22 protein-coding genes are annotated in these 24,338 nt (G+C 49.1%); all 22 read right to left on the minus strand.

Going from position 1 to position 24,338, the window contains the following annotated elements; translation table 11 throughout:
• Positions 1 to 405: 405 nt before the first annotated feature.
• Entirely contained in the window at positions 406 to 1,395 is a 990-nt protein-coding gene (locus ACLUWI_RS07400; protein WP_412146789.1) for a hypothetical protein, read from the minus strand.
• A 304-nt stretch (positions 1,396 to 1,699) separates the two neighbouring features.
• Positions 1,700 to 2,386, minus strand: a complete 687-nt coding sequence (locus tag ACLUWI_RS07405) for a 2,3-diphosphoglycerate-dependent phosphoglycerate mutase (RefSeq protein WP_033934849.1) — start codon at positions 2,384 to 2,386, stop codon at positions 1,700 to 1,702.
• A gap of 103 nt (positions 2,387 to 2,489) precedes the next feature.
• Positions 2,490 to 2,915: a phosphate-starvation-inducible PsiE family protein gene (locus tag ACLUWI_RS07410; RefSeq protein WP_412146790.1), complete on the minus strand. Its 426-nt coding sequence runs from the start codon at positions 2,913 to 2,915 to the stop codon at positions 2,490 to 2,492.
• A 250-nt stretch (positions 2,916 to 3,165) separates the two neighbouring features.
• Positions 3,166 to 4,311, minus strand: coding sequence for an ArgE/DapE family deacylase (locus tag ACLUWI_RS07415; protein ID WP_412146805.1), 1,146 nt, complete (start codon positions 4,309 to 4,311; stop codon positions 3,166 to 3,168).
• A gap of 226 nt (positions 4,312 to 4,537) precedes the next feature.
• Positions 4,538 to 5,794 (minus strand): phosphoribosylamine--glycine ligase, encoded by a 1,257-nt coding sequence (gene purD / locus ACLUWI_RS07420; RefSeq protein ID WP_412146791.1) that lies wholly within the window; start codon positions 5,792 to 5,794, stop codon positions 4,538 to 4,540.
• Between the two features lie 61 nt (positions 5,795 to 5,855).
• Positions 5,856 to 7,394 (minus strand): bifunctional phosphoribosylaminoimidazolecarboxamide formyltransferase/IMP cyclohydrolase, encoded by a 1,539-nt coding sequence (gene purH / locus ACLUWI_RS07425; RefSeq protein ID WP_412146792.1) that lies wholly within the window; start codon positions 7,392 to 7,394, stop codon positions 5,856 to 5,858.
• Positions 7,391 to 7,981, minus strand: a complete 591-nt coding sequence (purN, locus tag ACLUWI_RS07430) for a phosphoribosylglycinamide formyltransferase (protein ID WP_272207520.1) — start codon at positions 7,979 to 7,981, stop codon at positions 7,391 to 7,393. Before purN ends, purH begins: the two co-directional genes overlap by 4 nt.
• A 13-nt stretch (positions 7,982 to 7,994) precedes the next feature.
• Entirely contained in the window at positions 7,995 to 9,041 is a 1,047-nt protein-coding gene (gene purM / locus ACLUWI_RS07435) for a phosphoribosylformylglycinamidine cyclo-ligase (protein WP_412146793.1), read from the minus strand.
• On the minus strand, positions 9,038 to 10,507 hold the full coding sequence (gene purF, locus ACLUWI_RS07440; protein ID WP_272209528.1) for an amidophosphoribosyltransferase: 1,470 nt from the start codon (positions 10,505 to 10,507) through the stop codon (positions 9,038 to 9,040). Before purF ends, purM begins: the two co-directional genes overlap by 4 nt.
• Positions 10,483 to 12,711: a phosphoribosylformylglycinamidine synthase subunit PurL gene (gene purL / locus ACLUWI_RS07445; RefSeq protein WP_412146794.1), complete on the minus strand. Its 2,229-nt coding sequence runs from the start codon at positions 12,709 to 12,711 to the stop codon at positions 10,483 to 10,485. The genes purF and purL overlap by 25 nt, the downstream gene beginning before the upstream one ends.
• 5 nt (positions 12,712 to 12,716) lie before the next feature.
• Positions 12,717 to 13,397, minus strand: coding sequence for a phosphoribosylformylglycinamidine synthase subunit PurQ (gene purQ, locus ACLUWI_RS07450; protein WP_033934857.1), 681 nt, complete (start codon positions 13,395 to 13,397; stop codon positions 12,717 to 12,719).
• Complete coding sequence (purS, locus tag ACLUWI_RS07455; protein WP_006499343.1) at positions 13,398 to 13,646, minus strand: phosphoribosylformylglycinamidine synthase subunit PurS; 249 nt, start codon at positions 13,644 to 13,646, stop codon at positions 13,398 to 13,400.
• A gap of 4 nt (positions 13,647 to 13,650) precedes the next feature.
• A complete protein-coding gene (gene purC, locus ACLUWI_RS07460; protein WP_128513394.1) occupies positions 13,651 to 14,367 on the minus strand; it encodes a phosphoribosylaminoimidazolesuccinocarboxamide synthase in 717 nt (238 codons plus the stop codon).
• 273 nt (positions 14,368 to 14,640) lie between these two features.
• Positions 14,641 to 15,939: an adenylosuccinate lyase gene (gene purB / locus ACLUWI_RS07465; RefSeq protein ID WP_034539039.1), complete on the minus strand. Its 1,299-nt coding sequence runs from the start codon at positions 15,937 to 15,939 to the stop codon at positions 14,641 to 14,643.
• A 12-nt stretch (positions 15,940 to 15,951) separates the two neighbouring features.
• Positions 15,952 to 17,106: a 5-(carboxyamino)imidazole ribonucleotide synthase gene (gene purK / locus ACLUWI_RS07470; protein ID WP_412146795.1), complete on the minus strand. Its 1,155-nt coding sequence runs from the start codon at positions 17,104 to 17,106 to the stop codon at positions 15,952 to 15,954.
• Positions 17,090 to 17,554: a 5-(carboxyamino)imidazole ribonucleotide mutase gene (gene purE / locus ACLUWI_RS07475; RefSeq protein ID WP_034539052.1), complete on the minus strand. Its 465-nt coding sequence runs from the start codon at positions 17,552 to 17,554 to the stop codon at positions 17,090 to 17,092. The genes purK and purE overlap by 17 nt, the downstream gene beginning before the upstream one ends.
• 184 nt (positions 17,555 to 17,738) lie before the next feature.
• A complete protein-coding gene (locus tag ACLUWI_RS07480; RefSeq protein WP_412146796.1) occupies positions 17,739 to 19,400 on the minus strand; it encodes a formate--tetrahydrofolate ligase in 1,662 nt (553 codons plus the stop codon).
• A gap of 194 nt (positions 19,401 to 19,594) precedes the next feature.
• Positions 19,595 to 20,305, minus strand: a complete 711-nt coding sequence (locus ACLUWI_RS07485; protein ID WP_302427511.1) for an ABC transporter ATP-binding protein — start codon at positions 20,303 to 20,305, stop codon at positions 19,595 to 19,597.
• The gene (locus tag ACLUWI_RS07490; RefSeq protein ID WP_169461781.1) at positions 20,292 to 21,086 is read right to left on the minus strand and encodes an ABC transporter ATP-binding protein; all 795 of its coding nucleotides are present in this window, start codon (positions 21,084 to 21,086) and stop codon (positions 20,292 to 20,294) included. Before ACLUWI_RS07490 ends, ACLUWI_RS07485 begins: the two co-directional genes overlap by 14 nt.
• Before the next feature lie 12 nt (positions 21,087 to 21,098).
• The gene (locus ACLUWI_RS07495; protein ID WP_412146797.1) at positions 21,099 to 22,064 is read right to left on the minus strand and encodes a branched-chain amino acid ABC transporter permease; all 966 of its coding nucleotides are present in this window, start codon (positions 22,062 to 22,064) and stop codon (positions 21,099 to 21,101) included.
• Between the two features lie 12 nt (positions 22,065 to 22,076).
• Positions 22,077 to 22,955: a branched-chain amino acid ABC transporter permease gene (locus ACLUWI_RS07500; RefSeq protein WP_048345601.1), complete on the minus strand. Its 879-nt coding sequence runs from the start codon at positions 22,953 to 22,955 to the stop codon at positions 22,077 to 22,079.
• A gap of 22 nt (positions 22,956 to 22,977) precedes the next feature.
• Complete coding sequence (locus ACLUWI_RS07505; RefSeq protein WP_412146799.1) at positions 22,978 to 24,168, minus strand: ABC transporter substrate-binding protein; 1,191 nt, start codon at positions 24,166 to 24,168, stop codon at positions 22,978 to 22,980.
• Between the last annotated feature and the right edge of the window lie 170 nt (positions 24,169 to 24,338).

The following is a 24,338-nucleotide window of genomic DNA, read 5'->3' on the forward strand; positions in this document are numbered from 1 at the left end:
ATTGTTTGTTTATTTTAAGCAAACAACTTAATTAGTTTAACAAATTGTCAACTACCTGTCAAGAACTTTTTATTTCTTTTTTCTCAGCAGTTAGACGAAAAGTCGTTAATCTCAAGTGATCAGCAACTCATCGCCGCGACAACGTTATCTAATATACCGAGATTACAAACGAATGTCAACGACAAATTCAAACTTTTTTGAAAAAATCAATGAAGCAGAACAACTTCACAACACATCAGCAAAACGTTGCTCAATTACCGAAGATTGTAATCGTTATCCATTTTCAACCATCGTTAGATTATGTAATCCCAATCCAGTCCATTTTTCAAAAATCAGCTGCTTCGCTTTTTTAGCAAGCCACCTGAAACAAAAAACGTGCCACCATCATCGATGACACGTTTAGAACTATTTTTGATTTTCAACAATTGGTTCACTGTCGTCAACTACCACCGGCTCATCGGCAGCATCGTCATAGGCCTCGCCAGTCAATACCTCAACTGGCTTGAAGGTCTTAACGAAAGCATCCTCAACCGAGATTGGCGATTGCGGCTTGCTTTGTTCATAAAATTGAGCCGTTGCCAGGTAGACAACCGGAGCATAAGCGCAAAAGCCCAGCAGCATAATGATCAAGCCAGCATACATGACAAAATAGATTGCCGTGTAGTTGCCGTAATAGGCTACTCCACCAAAAATCGCGCCCCATACCAGCATTGGCAGGAAACTAACGACCAATTCAATCGTGAAAAACGACAGCTTCTTGCCACCCATAAAGCGGCGACTGGCCGTTAAAGCATGGCGCATCGACTGCCCCAAAAAGGCTGGCTGCTGATCGCGATATAGTAATGGTGCTTGCGAGTATTCCAAGGTCTTCCAGAACGTAATCAAGAAGTTAACGATCCGAACTGCAATTACCAGTGCTTGATTCTTAGCTACTAAGACGGCCACGATATCCAACGGCAGTGTCCACAAGAAGATGAACAGGCTGCTGTAAAGTGTCAGCCGCAGCAGCTGGTTTTTGTTCAGATGCTTAAAGTGCTTCCAGATCGTCGTTGCACTGACTTTTAGGTTCGGGTTCTTGATTTGATCCTGGTAGCTGTACAGGATACTCATGTTGACAAAGTACATGCCAAACGTTACCAGGAACCACAGAATCAAGATACCTAATGCCTCAACCACGGCAAGCAGCACTTGGCTGATCATGCCGTACATAATCAGCATCGTGGCATATCCCAGCATCATGGCGCTGCGCGTGAACAGCAGTGCCAAAAGAGCCGTCAACGCCAGGTAAAGCAGCGTGATGCCGGCAATTGGCCAAACTGCGGCGTTATATTTGCCCTTCAGCGTACTCTTTAATTGGTTGATGAATTCTTTGAGAGGCAAGTGATTGCGTTTCATTAATTCAATTCTCCTCTTTTGCTTAATATCTTTAAAAATGTTCTTCGTGTATCTTAACACATCTTGGAGATTGTACCACCGTCAACGTCTATGCTTTACAAAGTCTTCACAAAATCACGAACCCATTCCTTAAATAACAAGTTTTTTACGAAGCCGCCAGCTGATCACCATTACTGAACCAAAACGTGCAAATCAAGCGCGATTGCCGATGTCAAGCACAACCGCCCCGCTTGTCTACTGAACTGTGAACAAAAAAAAGACCCGCGAGCGATTCGCGAGTCTTTAAAGAACGTTTAAGAAATTATTAGTACTTTTCCTTGCTCAAAACGTTCAGCTTTTCGTCGAAGTCATAAACAACTGGTTGGCCAGTAGCCATTTCCAGGTTCATGATGTCTTCGTCAGAAATGTTTTCGATGTACTTGGAAAGGGCACGCAGCGAGTTACCATGGGCAGCAATGATAACGTTCTTGTTGTCCAGCAGCTTTGGTGCGATTTCATCTTGCCACAATGGGATAACCCGTTCCAACGTAACTTTCAGGTTTTCACCACCAGGAATGGCGCGTGGGTCCAGGTTAGCATAGCGACGATCCTTAGCTGCAGAGCCTTCATCATCGGCACTCAGCAGTGGAGGCAGCACGTCGTAGGAACGACGCCAAATGTGCACTTGTTCGTCACCGTACTTTTCGGCAGCCTTCTTCTTGTTCTTACCTTGCAAAGCGCCGTAGTGACGTTCGTTCAGACGCCAAGTCTTGAATTCGGGAATCCAAAGCTGGTCGCATTCTTCCAGTGCGTAGTGCAGCGTCTTGATTGCACGCTTCAGAACAGAAGTGTAGGCGTAGTCAAATTCCAGACCGTGTTCCTTCAGTGCCTTACCGGCAGCCTTTGCTTGTTCAACACCTTCTGGAGCCAAGTCAACGTCTACCCAGCCAGTAAATTGGTTGGACTTGTTCCATTCACTCTTACCGTGACGAATCAGTACTAATTTAGCCATTGTTCGTTTGACCTCTTTCTTCTTTTAGTGAGCCGTATATAAAATACACAACAATTCAAGCTATATTTTAAATCAGATTTTTGCTCGTGCCAATAGAAAGCACTCATTTATTATCGTGATGTTCGCGATTACTTTGCCAATGCATCAAGATCTCACCAATAATCAAGGCCAAAATTGCCAAGCATGTCAGCACGTTTTGCATTGGCGCCTCATGCTCGGCAATCAATCCCCGCAATAAGGCCGTGATCCCTAAGCTGATCAAAAAGTCCGCCGCCAGATGGCCATGATTCTGCATAGCGGCAGCTGCCATCGCCAAAAACTCAAGCAACAAAAAGAAATTGATCAAGCTGCTTAATATCGAGTCGATCGATATCTTAGCACCACTCAGAAACGGTGTCAGTTCAACCAAGTGCCATAATTCTACAAAAATAAAGCAGATCAGACACAGCCCTAGAGTTGCCATCGCTGCTTCCATAAAGCCTTCAAAAAAATTGCCAACACGCTTTGCCAGACGATCGAATTTTTCCATTGTCACCGCTCCATTTTTATTTTTTTGACCTTATCGTATCAAAATTTCAACGGCTGCGGCAGGTTTTTAATAGCTTTCGCTGATGCCCAAAGACCACACTTTTAGTTAATATGGCGCAGTGTGCCGCTTATTTTGCAAGGGCACCAATGTATGGTTGACCTTTTTACCTAATTTCAGCATTCTTTTAATTCGTCATGATTTTAAAACCAGCTCAACCGCCTAAACCCAGCTGGCTGCTGCCTAAGCGCTTTTAGGACTCGCCCAAAAAATCCTTGGCAATCTGCAGATAGACTTGATCTGCCTGCAGATACTCCGCGACTGACAGCCTTTCATCAACCTGATGCGACATTTCTTCTCGACCCGGTCCCCATTCGACGATCGGAAAACGGTGCTCATCCAGTATATAGCGCGAAGCATCCGAGGCACCGTGCGAAACGGCAAGCGGCAGCGATTGCTTGGCAACAGTTTGATATGATTGCTGCACCATTGAAACGAATGGATCAGCCGGATCAGTCGCCATTGGCATAAAACTAGCTACGACCTCTAATTCAAACCGACCATCCGTCTCGGCGTTCAAGCGATCTACCAGTGTCTGCAGCCGATCTTGTACTGCCGTATTGTCAAATTCTGGAATTGTCCGCACGTTGCCTTCCAGATAGGCGTAATCAGGGATCGAATTGAGCTGCCGGCCGCCATGAAAGACCGTGACACTGTGAATCAGGCTGCCTAAACTGGGGCTTGCCTTCACATCATCAAACGCGTGCCGTTCGTATTCAAAAAAACGGGCCAGATTAGCTACGGCATTAACGCCTAGACTGGGATCTGAGCTGTGTGCCAGGTGACCGTAAGATCTCACGCGATAGTCAAACGAGCCGCTGTGCGCGTATTCCAAGCGATTAGTCGTCGCCTCGCCAACAATCATGGCATCAACGTCATGCACTAGTCCCTGTCGCGTCAGTTCAAGCGAACCCAGCCCGCCAATTTCCTCGTCAACCGTTGCCAACAGGCGGACCTTGCCATGTTTTGGCAGGCCGGCTTCCTTCAGCTCAATCAAGGTGTTGACCATCGCTGCCAAACCGCCTTTCATATCGACGCTGCCACGGCCATAGACGGCATCACCAATTACCTGGCCGCAGAATGGATTGTGCTGCCATTTGTTCGAATCGCCAACGTCTACGGTATCGAGATGTCCCGCCAAAGCCAACACTGGTCCTTCCTGTTCGCCAACCTCGGCAACCAGATTCGTACGACCAGGCGCCAAAGCAATCAAATCGGCTTCGATGCCATGATCGCTCAATACCTGTTTAAGATATTCGGCAGCTGGCTGTTCATGACCATTAACCGTATTGATCTGGATCAGTTCCTGCAAAATGTTGAGCTTGACGCCATCTTCCATTTTTTCCACGTCCTTTTACTCTCATTTTATTTTAATCTATTTTTAATTTTAACACAGGAAGCCACAATCGCCAATGATTAAACTGCGTTACTGCCAAACTTCAGCAAACAGCCAATCCATTTATTCAGATGCCACAATCAGCACCATGCTTACCAACTTTTTTGCCGACAATAAAACGGCCGCCAATTCAAATTGAATCGCCGACCGTTTTAATTATTCACTTTAGTTAGTTTTTCAAAGCCTTATCACCAATATCATGACGATAGAAGCATTCTGGCTCATCTAATTTAGCCAGGTAGTCATAAACCTTGTCTTGAGCTTTTTGCAGATCAGCATCTTCGCCAATTACCATTAAAAGCCGACCGCCGTCTCCATGCAGATCGTCAAGCTGGCCCTTGACGTTGGCATAGTCAATGGCAATGTCTTTAGCTGCTGGGAACGAACCAAGCGCCTGACCATGTACCGGCTTTTTAGGATATCCCTTGGACGCCAAAATCACGCCCAAGACGGCCATATCGCGTTCCTCAATTGCCGGCATTTGTTGATCATTAACATTGGCATCGATCAGTTCGACCAGGTCCGTTTTCAGCCGTGGCAAGACGACCTGCGTTTCTGGATCACCCAGCCGCACGTTATATTCAATGACTTTAGGGCCATCCGCCGTCAGCATCAAGCCAATGTAGATAATGCCATGGTAGTTGTAACCTGCCTGGTGCAGCCCATTAACGGTTGGTTCAACGACATCATCAATCATGCGCTGACGTTCGGCATCGCTAAGCTGTGGCAGTGGACTGTAGGCACCCATACCACCCGTGTTAGGACCTTTATCGCCATCGTAGGCCCGCTTATGATCCTGCGCCATTGGCAAAATCCGGTATTGATCATCCTGCACTACAACAAACATTGAGTATTCAGGTCCCACCAGACATTCTTCCAAGACCAGCTTTTCTTCCCCTAACTCAAACATTTCCGTAATCGTGTCCTCAGCTTCTGGTGTTGTCTGAGCGATCACGACTCCCTTGCCGCCTTGCAGACCATTGGCTTTGATGACTACCGGCCGAGCAAAGTCGTTTAGCCCCGCCAATGCCGACTTCAGGTCCGTAAACGTCTCGTGCTTGGCAGTTGGCACGTGGTATTCGTTCATAAAGTTCAGCGCGTAGTCCTTAGAGCCTTCCAACTGAGCCGCTTCTTGATTGGGCCCAAAAATCTTCAGCCCGGCTTTTTGGAATGCATCCACGATCCCCGCACACAAAGCATCCTCAGGGCCAACAAACGTCCAGGCAATGGCTTGATCCTTGGCAAACTGAATCAGCGCTTCAAAATCGTCTTCTTCAATGTTTAAAGGCACGATTCCCGCCGTTACCATGCCGATATTGCCTGGCGCACAATAAACCGTGTCAACATGCGGACTTTCATTGAGCTTCTTGGCAATGGCAAATTCACGACCACCGGCGCCGATTACCAGCAATTTCATCTTTTCCATTTTTAAACCTCTTTTACCCCAAAAAGTCCGCGAAAATCAATCCGCGGACCTGCAATTGCAATTAGTGGCGGAAGTGACGAACACCCGTCATTACCATGGCAATGCCCATTTCGTTGGCCATGTCGATCGATTCTTGATCTCGAACCGAACCGCCTGGCTGTACGATGGCCTTAATCCCATGTTCACCGGCAAACTTGACACAGTCGTTGAATGGGAAGAACGCGTCAGATGCCATTACCGTCCGATCATCAATGGCATCCCCGGCATGCTTGACCGCGATCTTCAGAGAATCGATCCGGTTAGGCTGACCAGAGCCCACGCCCAGCGTCCGTTCGTCGTTGGCAACCACGATGGCATTGGACTTGGTGTGCTTAACGGCTTTCCAGGCAAACATCATCGTCTTGAGCTGTTCTTCGGTCGGCTTGACGTCCGTGACGCATTCCCAGTCATGCCAGTCTTCTTTAAGCGTATCCTGTTCCTGCATCAGCACCCCGCCCATGACGGAAACAACTTCATGACGCGTTGGCTCGTCTTTGGCTGAGAAGTCAACCTTCAGCAGACGAATGTTTTTCTTCTTGGCCAAAACGGCATAGGCATCTTCGTCAAAGTCAGGTGCAATGATGATTTCCAAGAAGATCTTGCGCATTTTTTCTGCCGTTGCCAAATCAACCGGCCGATTCAAAGCAATTACCCCACCAAAAATAGAAACTGGGTCAGCTTCATAAGCACGATCCCAGGCCTGTTCCAGCGTTTCGCCGCGGCCAATACCACAAGGGTTCATGTGCTTCATGGCAACAACGGTTGGTTCATCAAACTCGCGCACGCTGCGCAATGCCTCATCAGCGTCCTTGATGTTGTTGTAGGAAAGCTTCTTGCCGTGGAGCTGTTCGGCTTCCAAGATCGAGAACTTCTTAGGAATTGGATCCTCGTACAGCCAAGCCTTTTGATGACTGTTTTCGCCGTAGCGCATCGTATCCTTCAAATCGTAGGTCAGCGTAAGCTTTTCAGGGTCTTCCAAATCCAGGCGCTTCGTCAGGTATTGCGAGATCAGCGCATCGTAGGCAGCCGTGGTCCGGAATGCCTTGGCCCCCAGCATCGTCCGCGTTTCCAGCGTCGTGTTGCCATTGGCCTTGATTTCGTTTAAGACCGTTTCGTAATCGTTGATGTCGGTTACGATCGTCACGTCACGATAGTTCTTGGCTGCTGAACGAACCATTGAAGGACCGCCAATATCAATGTTTTCAATGGCATCGGCCAGCGTAACGTCTGGTTTTTCGATGGTTTCTTTGAATGGGTACAGGTTGACACATACCAGATCAATTGGCGTGATGTTTAATTTATCCAGGGTGTCCATGTGCTCAGCAACGTCACGACGCGCCAGCAGGCCACCGTGAACATACGGATTCAGCGTCTTGACCCGACCATCCAGAATCTCTGGAAAGTGGGTTACTTCTTCAATGCTGATGGTCTTGATGCCAGCTTCATCCAAGGTCTTCTTGGTTCCGCCAGTCGAAACGATTTCAAAACCATTTTCACTCAAGCCCTTGACGAAAGGCACCAGGTTGGTCTTATCAGATACGCTAACTAATGCACGTTTCATTGGTTGTTTTTCTCCTTTGCAATTCGTTCAGTCAAAATCTTCTTAACGGTTTCTGGATATAATTTGTGTTCAGTTTCATGGACCCGCGTTTCCAACGTGTCGACCGTGTCATCAGGATAGATTGGCACGTGCCGCTGAGCAATAATCGTCCCCGCATCCAGATTTGAATCAATGTAGTGAACCGTAACGCCGGTTTCCTTGCGATGATCGGCAAAGGCCCGCTCAATCGAATGCAGCCCTGGATATTCCGGCAGCCAAGCAGGATGCAGGTTGACGATACTGCCTTCATACTTATCGAGAATCGTTGGCCCGATAATCCGCAGATAACCAGCCAGCACGATAAAGTCAATGTCGTATTTTTCCAACACCGTCATGATCTTTTCTTCGTAGGCCTGCTTGGATCCGCAAGACTTCACGGTAAAAGTTTCATATGGAACGCCCAGTCTTTGAGCACGTTTAATTACATAAGCATCGGGGTGGTCGCAAAAAAGCAAAGCCTCTTTGCCAGGAATATCGCCATTTTGAAAATGCTCAGTCAGCACTTCAAAATTGGTCCCGTTCCCCGAGGCAAAAATTGCCACGTTCATGTTCTTGCCTCTTTTATTTAATAATCAGTTTTTCTTCATCAGCTGGTCGGGCCTGCAGCTGACCAATCTGCCATGAGTCTTCGCCAGCCTGCTTTAAAGCATCTTGAACGGCAGCAGCGTTTTCTGGCGCCACGGCTAAAATCATCCCCAGCCCCATGTTAAACGTGCCGTACAGATCATCCGCATCCAAATCGCCCATCTTTTGCAGATAGCTAAAGATCGGTAGCTTAGGCCAAGCACTGGAATCAACCACGGCCTGCAGGGAATCAGCAAACATCCGCGGCAGATTTTCCGGCAGACCGCCACCAGTAATATGGCTGACCCCGTGAATCAAGCCCTGTTTAATCAACGGCAACACCGGTTTGACATAGATTCGCGTAGGCGTCAACAATGCCTCGCCAACCGTTTGACCATTCAGTTCGGCCGGCTGATCGCTGAGCTTAACGTCATGATCCTTAAACAGCACTTGGCGCACCAGCGAATAGCCATTGGAGTGAATGCCGGATGAGGCCAGACCAATCAAAACATCGCCAGCTTTTGGCAAGGCCGTCGTCAGCATCTTGTCTTGGTCAACAACGCCGGTCGCATAGCCGGCCAGATCGTACTCATCTTGACTGTACATATCAGGCATCTCGGCGGTTTCTCCGCCAACCAGAGCTGCGCCAGCTTGCCGACAGCCTTCTGCCACGCCAGAAACGATCTGAGCCATCTTATCTGGTGTGTTGTGTCCCGTTGCGATATAGTCCAGGAAAAACAGCGGTTCCGCGCCCTGTGCCAAAATGTCGTTGATGCACATCGCCACGCAGTCGATGCCGATCGTGTCATGCCGATTCAGCTTTTGGGCGATCAAAAGCTTGGTACCAACGCCATCCGTGCCTGAAACCAGAATTGGATGCGTCAAGCCGGCAACCGCGGTCAGATCAAACATCCCGCCAAAACTGCCGATCCCACCGACAACGCCGGGACGATCGGTTGAAGCAACGGCATCCTTGATTTTTTTTACCATTTCATAGCCGGCATTGACATTAACGCCGGCTTCTTCATAACGTTTCCGCTTCATTTGGACAGTCGTTCCTTTCGCGCGCGCTTTTCTTGTTCGTTTAATGACTTAAGGTAACCCTCTTCAAAATCATACAGCGGCGTTGGATAGTCGCCATTAAAGTAGGCCACCGTCAGACCGCCATATGGTGCCTCACCAGCGTCTGGAACGTTAATGGCCTTAACGACGCCGTCAACGCTCAAGAATCCTAATGAATCGGCTTCCATCAACTTACACATCTCGGGGACGGAATAATGAGCCGCCATCAGTTCAGCCCGGTTGGAGACATCGATTCCATAAAAACATGGGAAACGGAATGGCGGCGAGGCGATCCGCATATGAACCGACTTGGCGCCGGCTTCTTTCAGCATCCGCACGATCTGCTTGGAAGTCGTTCCCCGCACGATCGAATCATCGACTACGACCACGTTCTTGCCGGCAACGACCCCGCGTACGGCCGAAAGCTTCATCTTAACGCCTTGTTCCCGCAATGCCTGCGTGGGCTGGATAAAAGTCCGGGCAACGTATTGGTTCTTGATCAGCCCCATTTCGTAAGGCAGACCAGCTGCTTCCGCATAACCAGACGCCGCGGAAAGCGAGGAGTTTGGCACCCCAATGACCATGTCGGCATCAGGGGCTGGCTGTTCCTTGGCCAATAAGCGTCCCATCTGCTTGCGGGCACTGTGCACTGTTACACCATGAATAATGGAATCAGGACGGGCAAAGTAGATGTATTCCATTGAACAGATGGCCAGCTTAGTGTCATCAGTATAACGATCTTCATGCAGACCATCCTTGTCGATGACCAGCAATTCGCCTGGCTGGACATCGCGAATCAGCTTGGCGCCCACGATATCCAAGGCACAGCTCTCACTGGTCACGACATAGGCTCCATTTGGCATCTGCCCTAAGCAAAGCGGTCGAATGCCATTGGGATCCAAGGCAGCAATCAGGCGATCCTTTTGCAGAAACAAGAAGGCAAAGCCCCCCTTGACCATATTCAGCGTCTTTTTTAAGGCCGGAATAAAGCCCATGTGAATGTTTTGCCGAATCAAATGAATCAGAATCTCAGTATCTGAATCCGATTGAAAAACAGCACCGTTGTCTTCCAGTTTGCGACGCAACGTGACGGCATTGGTCAGCTGGCCATTGTGTGCCATCGCAATGTCGCCATCATGAAAATGGAACAAAAATGGCTGCACGTTGTTGATTGAATTGTGGCCACTGGTACCGTAGCGAACGTGACCAATCGCGGCATCCCCGACCAGGCGCTCCATATCGCTTGGATCGGCAAAGACTTCCGAAAGCAGGCCACGATCCCGGTGCTGATAAAGGTGCTCGCCGTCAGTCGTGACAATCCCGGCCCCTTCTTGTCCACGGTGCTGCAGGTTGTGCAGACCGAAGTAGGTGACTCGGTTGGCTTCTGGCACGCCAAAAACGCCAAAAACCCCACACTCTTCATTTAGTCCTTTGATTTCATTGCGCATGGCAAAGCTTCCTCCCAAAGTTTTTGCATTTGAGCCACTGGCAAGTTGAGCTCAGCATCAGCCAGATGGACTTCCAGCCATTGCGTTGCTACGACCTCACCAGCTGGCATTGCATCGTCTTGCATAATTTCTTCAAAGGCCGCCACATTTTCTGGTGCCACACTGACCAGCATCCGGCCCGGCGTTTCGCTGAAGAACTGCTTCTTATCCAGAGCGCGGAAATCAGCGTTTAAGCCCAGTTCAGTCTTGAAGACCGTTTCAGCAGCCGCCACGGCCAAGCCACCCTCACTCAAGTCATGAGCACTGGCTACCAGGCCGCTTTGTTCAGCCTTCAATAGGCGGCTCAGATAGTCATGAACGTGTTCCAGATCAAAGTCAGCCAGTGTCCCGGCAATATCACCCGTCATCATCTTCTGCAGTTCGGAACCGGCATAGTCATCGCCAGTCTTGCCGACCAGGTACAGCTTGTCGCCAGCATGCTGAACGCGGGATGGGATGACGTACTTGGCATCCTTGATCAGCCCTACCATGCCGACCATTGGCGTTGGATAGATGGCTGAGCCGTTGTTTTCATTGTAAAGCGAAACATTACCGGAAATGACTGGCGTATCAAAGACGCGGCAGGCTTCAGCCATCCCTTCGATTGAATGATGCAGTTCCCAGAAGATTTCAGGATCGGTTGGGTCACCATAGTTTAGGCAGTCCGTAATGGCTAATGGCAAAGCACCAGAAGCAATGATGTTGGAAGCTGCTTCAACCAATGCAATCTTACCGCCGACGTATGGGTTTAAGTAGACCAAACGACCATTGCCATCCGTCGTCATCGAAAGGGCCTTTTTGGTGCCGCGTACCCGAATAACCCCAGCATCAGAACCTGGACCAACCACCGTTGAAGTCCGCACCTGCGAGTCATATTGACGCGTGATCCATGACTTGTCAGCAATCGTTGGCTGCGTCAGTAATTTCTTGTAGACTTCAGCCACGTCAGCGATTTCAGGGACCCAGTTGGCTTCTTTTTCGGCATCAATCAGACGTTGTGGCTTTCGTTCTTCAGATTCAACTTCCAAAACGTCGTCCGTCAAAGTAGAAACCGGAATATCGCAGACTACCTGACCATCATGGTGCAGCACGTATTGATGACCTTCCGTGATTCGGCCAATCGTTACGACTTCCAGATCGTAGTAGTCAAAGATCTTTTTAACGTCTTCTTCATGACCCTTCTTAACACACAAAAGCATCCGTTCCTGAGACTCGCTCAGCATGATCTCATAGGCTGACATGCCTGGTTCGCGCTGCGGTACCAAATCAAGATCCAGGTCCATCCCTGAGTTACCTTCAGAAGCCATTTCGGCACTGGAAGAAACAATCCCGGCTGCACCCATGTCTTGAATGCCGACCAGCCATTCCGCATGATCTTGAATCAGTTCCAGGCAGGCTTCCATCAGCAGTTTTTCCATGAATGGGTCGCCGACTTGAACGGCCGAGTGCTGTGATTCGTTGCCAGATCCAAAGTCAGCTGAGGCAAACGTGGCCCCGTGAATCCCGTCACGACCAGTCTTGGCCCCAACGTACATCACGGCGTTGCCAACCCCAGAGGCATTCCCTTCTTGTTGGTTCTTTTGGTCCATCAAGCCCACGCTCATGGCATTGACCAACAGATTTCCCTTGTAGCAAGGGTCAAAGGTCGTTTCACCAGCGACGGTTGGAATCCCCATGCAGTTGCCGTAATCGCCAATCCCGCGCACAACGCCATCAACCTTCATCCGTGTCTCGGCATCGCTTAATTCGCCAAAGTGCAGCGAGTCTAAAGAAGCAATTGGCCGCGCGCCCATACTGAAGATGTCACGCAAAATCCCGCCGACACCAGTAGCCGCGCCTTGGTATGGCTCAACCGTTGATGGGTGGTTGTGGCTTTCGGCCTTGAAAACAACTGCCTGACCATCATCAATGTCAACGACACCGGCACCTTCACCAGGGCCTTGCAAAACGCGGTCGTTCTTGTTGGGGAACAGCCGCAGCACTGGTTTGGACTTTTTGTAGGAACAGTGCTCGGACCACATTGCTGAATAAAGGCCCGTTTCCGTGTAGTTTGGCAAACGGTGCAACAGCTTTTCACTGATGTAGTCATATTCTTTTTCGGACAGACTCCAGTCGAGATATGGCTTCTTTTCCTTAATTTCTTCAGGGGTCATTGCTTGCTTCATTCTAATTATGCCTCCGTCTTAACCGTGCCGTTTTCCAATAAAGACTTGAACAGTCGCAAACCGTCCGTCGAACCCAGCAGTGCTTCTACGGCCCGCTCTGGGTGGGGCATCATGCCCAATACGTTGCCGCGCTTGTTGACGATCCCAGCAATGTTGCGCAAAGAGCCGTTGGGATTTTCACTTGCATAGCGGAACACGACTTGATGATTGGCTTCCAACTCATCCAAGGTTTTTTCATCCGCGTAGTAGCTGCCTTCACCGTGCGCGATTGGCAGGGCAATGCGTTCGTGAGCCTGGTACTGCGTGGTAAAAAGCGTATCGTTGTTAACGACTTCCAAAGGCACCGTTTCACAGACGAACTTTTGGCTGTCGTTTTTCTTCAGAGCACCTGGCAAAAGGCCCGCTTCCGTTAAGATCTGGAAACCATTGCAGGTACCAAAAACCGGCTTGCCTTCATTAGCGAGCTTGATGACGGCCGGCATAACATTGGCGAACCGGGCAATCGCGCCGGCCCGCAGATAGTCGCCATAGGAAAAGCCCCCTGGCAGCATGACCGCATCAAAGCCATCCAGACTCGTGGCCTTGTGTGAAACGTATTCGACATCAGCATTGCAGACATCGTGCAGGGCTGAATACAGGTCGATATCACAGTTCGAGCCTGGGAATTGAATGACCGCAATCTTCATTTATTTCGCCTCCAGCACTTCAAACTTGTACGTTTCAATGTTGAAGTTGACCAGCAGTGATTCAGCCACTTCCTTAACCGTGTTTTCAACGGCTGCCTGATCGCCTTCAACCTGCAGATCAAAGAACTTGCCAACCGTCAGATCCTTGACTTCTTCATGTCCCAACTGGTGGATGGCATTTAAAACGGATTCGGCTTGGGGATCAAAAACAGATTGCTTGTAGGTAACGTAAATACGAACGGTAGTCATTTGATTAGTCCTCCTTAACGGCTTCTTGCAGGCGTGCGTAAACTTCATCATAGGTCGTGGTCAGATCAGCCAAGTTCTTGCGGAATACGTCTTTGTCCATGTGGGCGTTGGTCTTGATGTCCCACAGACGGCAGTTGTCAGGCGAAAATTCATCAGCCAGTACCAACGAGCCGTCTGAAAGCTTACCGAATTCCAGCTTGAAGTCAACCAGCTTCATGCCGGCCTTCTTAAACAGGGGCGTCAAAAGCTTGTTGCAACGCCGTGCCAGTTCCCAGCATTGTTGGTATTCTTCATGCGTGCAGGCCTTAATGGCAACCGCGTCAGATTCATTGGCGAATGGGTCATCCAAAGCATCACTCTTGTAGAACGTTTCTTCAACTGGTTCGGCCAATTCCATGCCGTCTTCCAGGCCAAAGCGAGAAGCAAAGTGACCAGCGCAGACGTTGCGCGTAACGAATTCCAGCGGGAACATGTGACACTTCTTAACCAATTCTTCCTTTTCCGAAAGGCGCTTGATGAAGTGGGTTGGAATGCCGTTATCAATCAGGTATTCAAAAACCAGCGTTGAAATGTCGTTGGCTGCTTCACCCTTTCCGTCAAAGTGGTCCTTACGCTTGCCATTAAGCATCGTTGCCTGATCCAGGTAAACTACCCGTAAAACGTCAGGATCTTCGGTTTGCCACATTTGCTTTGCTTTGCCGGTATATAACAGCTTTTCCATTTTTGATTGCCCTCCTTATAGGCTAAAAACGAATTGATGAATTGGTTAACGGAAAATTGTTCGTTAAATCCTGCTATTATCGTACGCATATTTTTAAAAATCGTCAAGCGTATAGCCGAACCTTTTTCGGTTTCTAATCATAAAATAATGGTTTTTACAAGTTTAACGTTTAACTAAATCGTAATTTGAATTATATCGTTCGTGTTTCTGCGATTAAAAATCAAATAAAAAAGCATCGACCCGTTTGATCGATGCTTTTTTGTTTAATGATGATTAATCGTCCAAGCCAACCCGCTTGAAGATGTCGTCAACATGACGCAGGTGCCAGTGGTAGTCAAAGGCATCATCAAGGTCTTCTTTGGTCAGTTGCTTTTGAATCGTTGGGTCAGCTTCCAGCAGTGGCCGGAATGGCACTTGTTCGGCCCAGCACTTAGCCGTGTATGGCTGAATCAGATCGTAGGCATTTTCCCGCGTCATGCCGGACTTAACCAGCTTGAGCAGGACCCGACCAGAGTAGATCAGACCCAGCGTCTTATCCATGTTCTTCTTCATGGTTTCAGGGAAGACGTCCAGATTTGCCAGGATCCGGCCAAAGCGGTGCAGCATATAATCCAAGAGCGCCGTCGTGTCTGGCAGAATCATTCGTTCAGCGCTGGAATGAGAAATGTCGCGTTCATGCCACAATGCCACGTTTTCATAAGCCGTAACAACATGACCACGCAATACCCGCGCACAGCCACAGATGTTTTCGGAGCCGATCGGGTTACGCTTGTGCGGCATTGCCGAAGAACCCTTTTGACCCTTGGCAAAGTGTTCTTCAACTTCATGAATTTCCGTCCGCTGCAGCGAACGAACCTCGGTAGCCATTTCTTCAAGACTGGTCCCAATCAAAGCCAAAGCAGCGATGTATTCAGCATGCAGATCACGTGGCAGCACTTGGCTGGAAACTTCTTGCGCGCGCAGCCCCAGTTTTTCGCAAACATATTGTTCAACGCGTGGGTCAACTTCAGCAAACGTTCCCACGGCCCCAGAGATCTTACCGGCTTCAACACCAGCGGCCGCGTGTTCGAAGCGCTCATAGTTGCGTTTCATTTCAGAGTACCAGCGGGCAACCTTGAGGCCAAAAGTCGTTGGCTCAGCGTGAATCCCGTGCGTCCGCCCCATGCAGACCGTGTACTTGTATTCATTGGCCATCTTTTTCAGGATTTCCATAAAGTCCTTGATGTCTTGACGCAGAATCTCGTTGACCTGCTTAAGCTGGTAGCCTTGAGCCGTATCAACGACGTCAGTACTGGTCAGACCATAGTGTACCCACTTGCGTTCTGGGCCCAGCGACTTGGAAACGTCACGCGTAAAGGCAATCACGTCATGGTGCGTGACGGCTTCGATCTCTTGAATGCCTTCCACGGTGAATTTGGCGTTTTGCTTAATTTTTTCAACATCTTCTGCCGGAATCTTACCCAGCTTGCTCCAGGCTTCGTCAGCCGCAATTTCTACGGCCAGCCAACATTGATAGCGGGTTTCATCGCTCCACAGCTTCTTCATTTCTGGACGGGTATAACGATCAATCATTAATCTTTTCTCCTATTCATCGTCCCAAACATGGGAATCTTTAATTTGCTTCAAGGTTTCTTCAATATCATCGGTCAAAATCGTGACATGGCCCATCTTTCGGTTATGCCGAATCTCAGCCTTGCCATAGTCATGAAAATGCCATTGCGGATATTCATGAATCAAACGGCGCGTGCCAGCTACGTGTTGGCCTAAAACGTTGACCATTACGACTGGACTCAACAGCTTGATCTTAGGCAGTGGCCAGTTGCAGATCGCGCGATTGTGTACTGCAAACTGTGAAAAGTTGCAGGCCTCGATCGTATAGTGACCGGAATTATGTGGTCGTGGGGCCAGTTCGTTGACATAGAGCTGTCCATCGGCACCGACAAACATCTCAACACCCAAGATGCCTTTTAGATCAATGGCCGTGGCAATCTTTTCGGCCATCTGCTGAGCACGCTGCTGCCATTCAACCGGCATCCGCGCCGGCACGATGCTCAAGTGCAGAATTTCATGAGCATGAATGTTTTCACTGACTGGAAAGACGGTAATATCACCATCCGTATTGCGCGCTACCATAACTGAGCATTCCATCTTAAATGGTACCCAGCCTTCCAGAATGTCATCACCATACTGCAGTACTTCTTCAGTAATCGGGTCATTTAGGTCTTGCGCACTCTTTAAAACCATTTGGCCATGACCATCATACCCGCCTTCGCAAGTCTTTAAGACACATGGATAGCCAAGTTTTGCCACGGCCGCGTTCAGATCAGCACGATTTTTGACCGCCGCAAATGGTGCCGTCTGCAGGCCCGCGTCACGCAAAAACGTCTTTTCGCGAATCCGGTTCTTGGTCGTGTATAAAAGATTGGTTCCCTGGGGAATGGCAACTTGATCAGCAACGTCTCTTAAGGCCTGCAGATCAACGTTTTCAAACTCATAAGTCAAAACGTCAGCTCGCCGTGCCAGTTCTTTGATCGCCGCCACGTCGGCATAAGGCGCCACAATTTGATCATCAGCAGCTTGGGCGGCAGGACATTGTGGCGTCGGATCCAAAATAATAACCTTCATCCCGGCTGCCTTAGCAGAAAAAGCCATCATCTGACCCAGCTGACCACCGCCAATAATTCCGATCGTCTTGCCTTGCTCAATATAGGCTTCTGGATGCTTAGTCAAGTTCGGCATTGCTAGCCACCGCCTTGTCATGCATTTCTTTACGGAAAGCCACAATCTTGTCTTGCAGGGCTTGATCATTGATACCCAGAATCTGAATAGCCAATAAGGCAGCGTTCTTAGCCCCGGCATTGCCGATTGCCGTAGTGGCGACCGGAATCCCCGCTGGCATCTGTACGATGGAAAGCAGCGAGTCCATGCCGCCTAATGCCTTAGTCTGCCCTGGAATCCCAATCACCGGCAATGGCGTGTTGGCCGCAATCATCCCTGGCAGATGAGCGGCCCCACCTGCACAGGCAATAATAACCTTAACGCCATTTTCTGCCGCGTGCTGGGCAAAATCGAACATTTCATTTGGCATCCGGTGCGCTGAGATAACCTGCTTATCGTACTTGACGCCAAACTGATCCAAAATATCACATGCTTGCTTAACTGTTGGCCAATCGGACTTACTGCCCATGACCACGCTGATTTCACTGCTCACAATGGCACCTCCTAAAAACTGTCTCTAGCATAGCAAAACTTTTCAGCAAAAACAAGATTTTTCACGAACCGGAAGAAATAAGATAATTATAATGTTCGTCTTTAATACAATAGCTCTAACACAAAAAAGAGCGCCTGCCGCGCCCTTTTCTTTGATCAGATTAGAATAAGCCAGTAATGTTGCCTTCACCGTCAATGTGCATATTAACGGCAGCTGGCTTTTTACCAAGGCCAGGCATCGTCATCACGCTGCCGGACAGAGCTACGACAAAGCCCGCGCCCAGCTTAGGAACGAATTCACGAATATGGAACGTAAAGTCGGTTGGCGCACCCAGTTCCGTTTGATCATCGGTAAATGAGTACTGCGTCTTAGCAATGCAGACCGGCATGTTTTCCCAGCCCATTTCATGGAACTTCTTGAGCTGCTTTTGGGCCTTCTTGGAGAATTCAACATCCTTGGCACCATAGATGGTCTTGGCAATCGTGTTGACCTTGTCTTCAATCGAGTCGCCTTCAACATCGTAAAGCTCGTGGAAATCGCTTGGCTGATCAGCCAGTTTGACAACTTCCTTAGCCAGGTCAACCGTACCTTCACCGCCTTTAGCCCAGGCATCGGCCAGAACCACGTTGACGCCCAGTGCATGGCAGTTGTCTTCAATCGTCTTAATTTCGGCTTCAGTGTCAAAAGTAAAGTGGTTGATGGCAACAACGACAGGCAGGCCATAGCGCTGCATGTTCTTGATGTGACGGTTCAGGTTGGCCAGGCCCTTCTTAAGCGCTGGCAGCTGTTCTTCCTTAAGATCGGCAAGTGCCGCGCCACCATTGTATTCCAGTGCCCGTACCGTAGCCACGATTACCAGCGCGTCTGGTGTCTTGCCCAACACTGGCCGCTTGATGTCCAGGAACTTTTCAGCCCCCAGGTCAGCACCGAAGCCAGCTTCCGTAACCGTGTAGTCCGCCAGCTGTAGAGCCGTCTTGGTAGCCAGGACCGAGTTGCAGCCGTGGGCGATGTTGGCAAATGGGCCCCCGTGAACGATTGCCGGCGTGTGCGCCAACGTTTGAACCAGGTTTGGCTTCAAAGCATCCTTAAGCAGAATCGTAATGGCATCGCTAAAGCCCAGTTCACCAACCGTAACTGGCTTTTGGTCATAGGTGTAGCCAACTACGATCTTGGAAATCCGCTGCTTCAAATCAGCCAGGTCCTTAGACAGACAAAGGATCGCCATCAGTTCGGAAGCCGCCGTAATGTCAAAGCCGGTTTCACGCGGTACCCCTTGCATAATACCGCCCAAACCAGTAACCACGTGCCGCAACACCCGGTCGTTTACGTCAGCCACGCGCTTCCAGATAATGCGGCGTGGGTCCAGATTCAGTTCGTTGTCCCGCATGATGTAGTTGTCGATCAGAGCAGCCAGCGTGTTGTTAGCACTGGTCAAAGCATGCAGGTCCCCCGTAAAGTGCAGGTTGATGTCTTCCATTGGTACGACTTGGCTGTAGCCACCACCAGTTGCACCACCCTTGACGCCAAAAACAGGTCCCATGGATGGTTCACGCATTGCAATTACGGTTTGGTGACCAAGCAGGTTCAAAGCATCACCCAGGCCAACCAGAACCGTTGACTTACCTTCACCAGCCGGCGTTGGGTTGATTGAGGTAACCAGAATCAGTTTGTGCTTCTTATCTGGTGCTTCCTTGACTGGCAGATCAATCTTAGCCTTGTACTTGCCGTATGGTTCAATTTCATCAGCACTTAAACCTAATTTTTCAGCAATCTTAGTAATAGGTTCCATTTCAGCAGCATTGGCAATTTCTAGATCAGTCATAGATGCGGTTCCTCCATTTCATAAAAGCGAACATTATAACTTATATCAAGTTAAATAGACTTTAATTTAAGTACATTCATAACAACAACGGCTTTATTATGAAGTGTAAACCGTAAATTGTCAATATTATAAAAAAAGCTCCATCCTATTTGAATGGAACTTTTCTACTATTATATTACATAATTAAAGCGCTTTTAAGCCGATTCGCCAAGGTAGGCTCGTTTAACCTTTGGATCATTCAAAAGCGTCTGTCCGCTGCCGCTCAGCTGAATTTCTCCCGAGGCAATCACGTAGCCTCGATCAGCAATTGAAAGAGCCTGATGCGCGTTCTGCTCAATCAAAAGAATCGTGGTCCCTTGCGCGTTGATTTTTTGAATGATGTCGAAAACTTTCTGAATATAAATCGGTGCCAATCCCATTGATGGTTCATCCAAAAGCAGCAGCTCTGGGTTAGCCATCATTGCTCGCGCCATTACCAACATCTGCTGCTCACCACCGGAAAGGGTCGCCGCGTCTTGATGCTGGCGCTCTTTTAAAATCGGAAACATTTCAAAGATTTCCTGCAGGCGTTGATCAATCTGGTCGCGATTCTTTTGCAGATATGAACCCAACTGCAGATTCTCCATCACGGTCATGGCTGGAAAAACGTGCCGCCCTTCTGGAACCTGAGAGATTCCCGCGGCCACGATTTGCGGCGCCTTTTTTCCAATCAGTGATTCATTTTGATATTCAATGGAGCCCGACTGCGGCTTAACGATTCCCGAAATCGTCTTAAGAATCGTTGATTTACCCGCGCCATTCGCTCCAATTAAGGTCACGATCTCACCTTTTTTAACTTCAAAATCAACGTGACGGACTGCTTGAATCGCCCCATAGCTGATACTTAAGTCCTTAACCTGCAGCATTGGCATCACCTCCTAAATATGCTTTGACAACGGCTGGATTCTGACTCACTTCTTTTGGCGTGCCACTGGCCAAAACCTCGCCTTGGTCTAAAACATAAATCCGTTCAGCCAGGCTCATCACCAATGACATATCATGTTCGATTAAAAGGACGGCCAGATTGTTCTCATCGCGCAGCTGCCGAATCATCGTTGTCAGCTCCGCAGTTTCTTCAGGGTTCATCCCCGCGGCTGGCTCATCCAAAAAGATAATCTTCGGCTTGGTTGCCAAGGCCCGCACGATTTCAACGCGTCGCTGCATCCCATATGGCAGCTTGTTGGCTGGACTGTCGGCAACCGCCGTCAAATGATAGCGGTCAATCAGCTTCTGGGCCGCGTCATTCATCTCGCGTTCAGTACGATAGTAGTGCGGCGTTCGAATAATCGTACCCCAAAAACTTTCCTTAAATTGATTGTTCAGCGCCGCCATGATATTTTCCCGCACCGTCATGTCGCCAAACAGTCGAATGTTTTGAAACGTCCGTGAGATACCATGCTGCGCAACACTGGTAGCACCCTTGCCGCTGACCTTATAGAAGCGACCATCATGACGGATGGCAATCGTACCGCTGGTGGCTGGCAAAAGGCCGCTCAACATGTTGAACAAAGTCGTCTTGCCAGCACCATTGGGACCGATTAAAGCGACCAACTCATTATCATAGATCGTCATCGAAACGTCATTGACCGCTGTCAGTCCACCAAACTGTCGCGTAACGTTGCGAACGGTTAATAATTTCTCTGCCATAGTTGCTCCTTTCTATGATTCAGCGGCAGCCTGCTTTTTGGCCGTACGTTTCGCCAGCCATTTGCCAATTGAAAACTCGCGTCGGCCCATCAAACCACTTGGCTTAGCAAGCATAATGACAATCAGCATGACCGCGTAGATAACCATCCGCAGCGAGCCGAAGTTTTGCAAAATCGTGTCGATTGCGCCTAAGACGACGGCAGCAATTACGGATCCAGTAATGCTACCGATACCGCCTAAAACAACAATAATCAGAATCGAAACCGACTCCATGATGTTGAAATTGCTTGGGGCAATACTCTGCAAGTAGGAAGCATAGAGTGAACCGCCTACAGCTGCCAGTGACGCGCCCATTACAAAGGCCATTAATTTGTACTTAGTTGCGTTGATGCCCATGGCCGTGGCCGCCAGCTCGTCATTGCGAACCGCGCGAATCGCCCGACCCGTCTTACTGTGAACAAAATTGGCAACGATAATAATCGTCAGACACATCATAATGTAAACGAGCGGCCAAGTGGCAAGCTGGGGAATGTTAAAAAGTCCAGCCGGTCCATTGGTAATCTTTAAGTTATTGGCGGTCAGCCGGATGATTTCAGCCGCCCCCATCGTCGCAATCGCTAAATAGTCGCCTTTAAGCCGCAAGGTTGGAATCCCAACGATCAGAGCAATCACAATCGTAATCACAATGCCGGTAATCATGGAAAAGATCAGTCCTGCAAATGTTGATTCAGTTTGCGTCATAATTCCCGTTGCATAGGCGCCAATTGCCATAAAGCCGGCATGGCCCAGCGAAAACTGACCAGAAAAGCCCACAATCAGGTTCAGACTGACGGCCAGGATGATGTTGATGCCCATCATGACCAACATGTTCTCGATAAAAGTATCAACCACGCCAGTCATTTCACCAGCATAGATAATGCCATATCCGGCTGCCATGCAGACGAACCAGATGGCAATGGTCTGCCAACGTGTTTTCATCTTCGCGCCTCCCTAAACCTTTTCTGGCTGCTTGTTGCCAAACAGACCTGCTGGCAAGAACAGCAATACGATAATTAAAACAACATAGACGGCTGCATCCTTGAAAGCAGAGAAACCAATCGCCTGCATCAGTGATTCCAGACAGCCAATAATCACGGCCCCGACCGCTGCCCCTGGAATGGAGCCGACACCGCCAACGACAGCGGCGACAAAGGCCTTGATCCCTGGCGTCAGCCCCATCGTTGGTTCAATCGAGTTGTAGTACAGGCCAATCAAAACGCCGGCCGCGCCAGCCATAGCCGAGCCAATTGCAAAGACAAATGAAATCGTACCGTTGATATTGATCCCCATCAGTTCAGCTGCCACGGGATCAGCCGCGGCAGCCCGCATTGCCCGTCCCATCTTGGTTTTCTTAACGATCAGCTGCAAAATAATCATCAAAATAATCGTGGTTGCAAAGATCAACAGCTGGATATTGGTTACCCGAATGCCGAACCATTCATAGTTAACCTGCTTGATTACCTGGGGAAAGTCACGGGTGTCGCCAGAGAACAGGACCGACATGCCGTTTTCCAAAAAGTAAGACACCCCAATCGCCGTAATCAAAACGGCAATCCGTGATGAATGACGCAGCGGCCGATATGCGACAAACTCGATCAGCATGCCCACCAGAGCGCAGAAGATCATTGAGCCGAACAGCGCCATGATAAAGTTGAAATGCCAAACGTTGATCGTATAGTAGCCGAAGAACGCCCCCAGCATATAGACGTCACCATGCGCGAAGTGAATAATCTTGATAATCCCATAGATCATCGTATATCCCAAAGCCAACAGCGCGTAGATGCTGCCGAGCGAGAGACCGTTGATCAGTTGCTGCATAAAGATTTGCACGGTTGGTGCCCCCTTTCTTTAATTACTTAACAGTGTAGCCGGCGACAACCTTGCCATTGGTCATTTGTTCAACCGACATCTTCATTTGTGGGTCATGGTGCTTGTTAACTGAAATCGTACCAGTAACTCCCTTCATGTTCTTAGTCTTAGCCAAGGCTTCCGTAATCTTGTTGGAATTGGTTGAGTCGGCCTTCTTGATGGCATTGGCAACCATCATCGTCGCATCGTAGCCCAATGCAGAGTAGGTTGGTGCGGTTTGACCGTACTTAGCCTTGTATTCCTTCATAAACTTACGAGCTTCGGCATTGTTCTTAGCCGTAATCGTGGAGAATGGCGTCGTGTAGTAAACGTTGGTTGCGTTTGAAGCACCGGCAATCTTGGCAAGCTTTGGATCTGCCATTCCACCAGAACCAATGATTGGGGCATTAATTCCGGCTTCACGAGCCTGCTTAATAATTACACCGACTTCAGAGTAGTAGCCCGGAACGTAGATGGCATCGATCTTCTTGTTCTTGATAGCCGTGATCAAAGAGCTAAAGTCCTTGTCGCCTTCTTGGAAATACTGCGTTGAAACGATCGTACCCTTAAAGTTCTTCTTAAATGCTTTGGCAAGTCCCGTCCCGTAGTCACTGGAGTTATCAGCCAAGATAGCTACGCGCTTAGCCTTCAGATGCGTGTTGGCGAAGTTGGCAGCCACTTGACCTTGGTAGTTGTTTTGTGCCTGGGCCCGGAAGACGTACTTTTGAACGCCGCCCTTCTTAGTCCGCGTAAAGCTAGGATCAGCCGCGGTTGGTGAAACTAATGGCACCTGCGCTTTGGTCTGGTTTGGAATAGCTGCCGTAGCCGCGTTGGTCGTTGCGGGACCGACCGTAGCAACAACCTTGTCCTTGGTGGTTAATTGTGAAGCAACCGAAGCCGCCGTTGAAGTTGAGGTCTTGTTGTCGCGCGTGATGATCTTGATCTTCATCTTCTTGCCGTTAACCTTAATACCGCCGTTTTTGTTGATGTCGTGAACGGCAAGCTTGATCCCGTTTTCTTCTTGTTGACCATAGCCAGCGGCCGCGCCAGACAGTTCCATGTTGACCCCAACCTTAACGGTGTTGCCAGAAGCTGAGTTGCCTTTTTGCGAACCAGTTGCGGAACATCCTGCTGCCATCATGGTCATGGCTGCCATCATTATGGCAATCCCCGTTTTCTTATTTTTAATCTTCATAAGCCTGACTCCCCTTGTTTAATTTTTCTCATCATTCAATCAATCAAATATTTTGCTGACTGCATTTGATCAAAGAAAAAAGCCCTCATCCGCAATGGAATGAGGGCTTTTCTTAACCGGTATCGATCGGCCCTCATGCCAACAGAAAGAAGGGCTCAATCGCTGATCAG

It is taken from the genome of Limosilactobacillus mucosae, from assembly GCF_046939755.1.
GTDB lineage: Bacteria > Bacillota > Bacilli > Lactobacillales > Lactobacillaceae > Limosilactobacillus > Limosilactobacillus mucosae_A.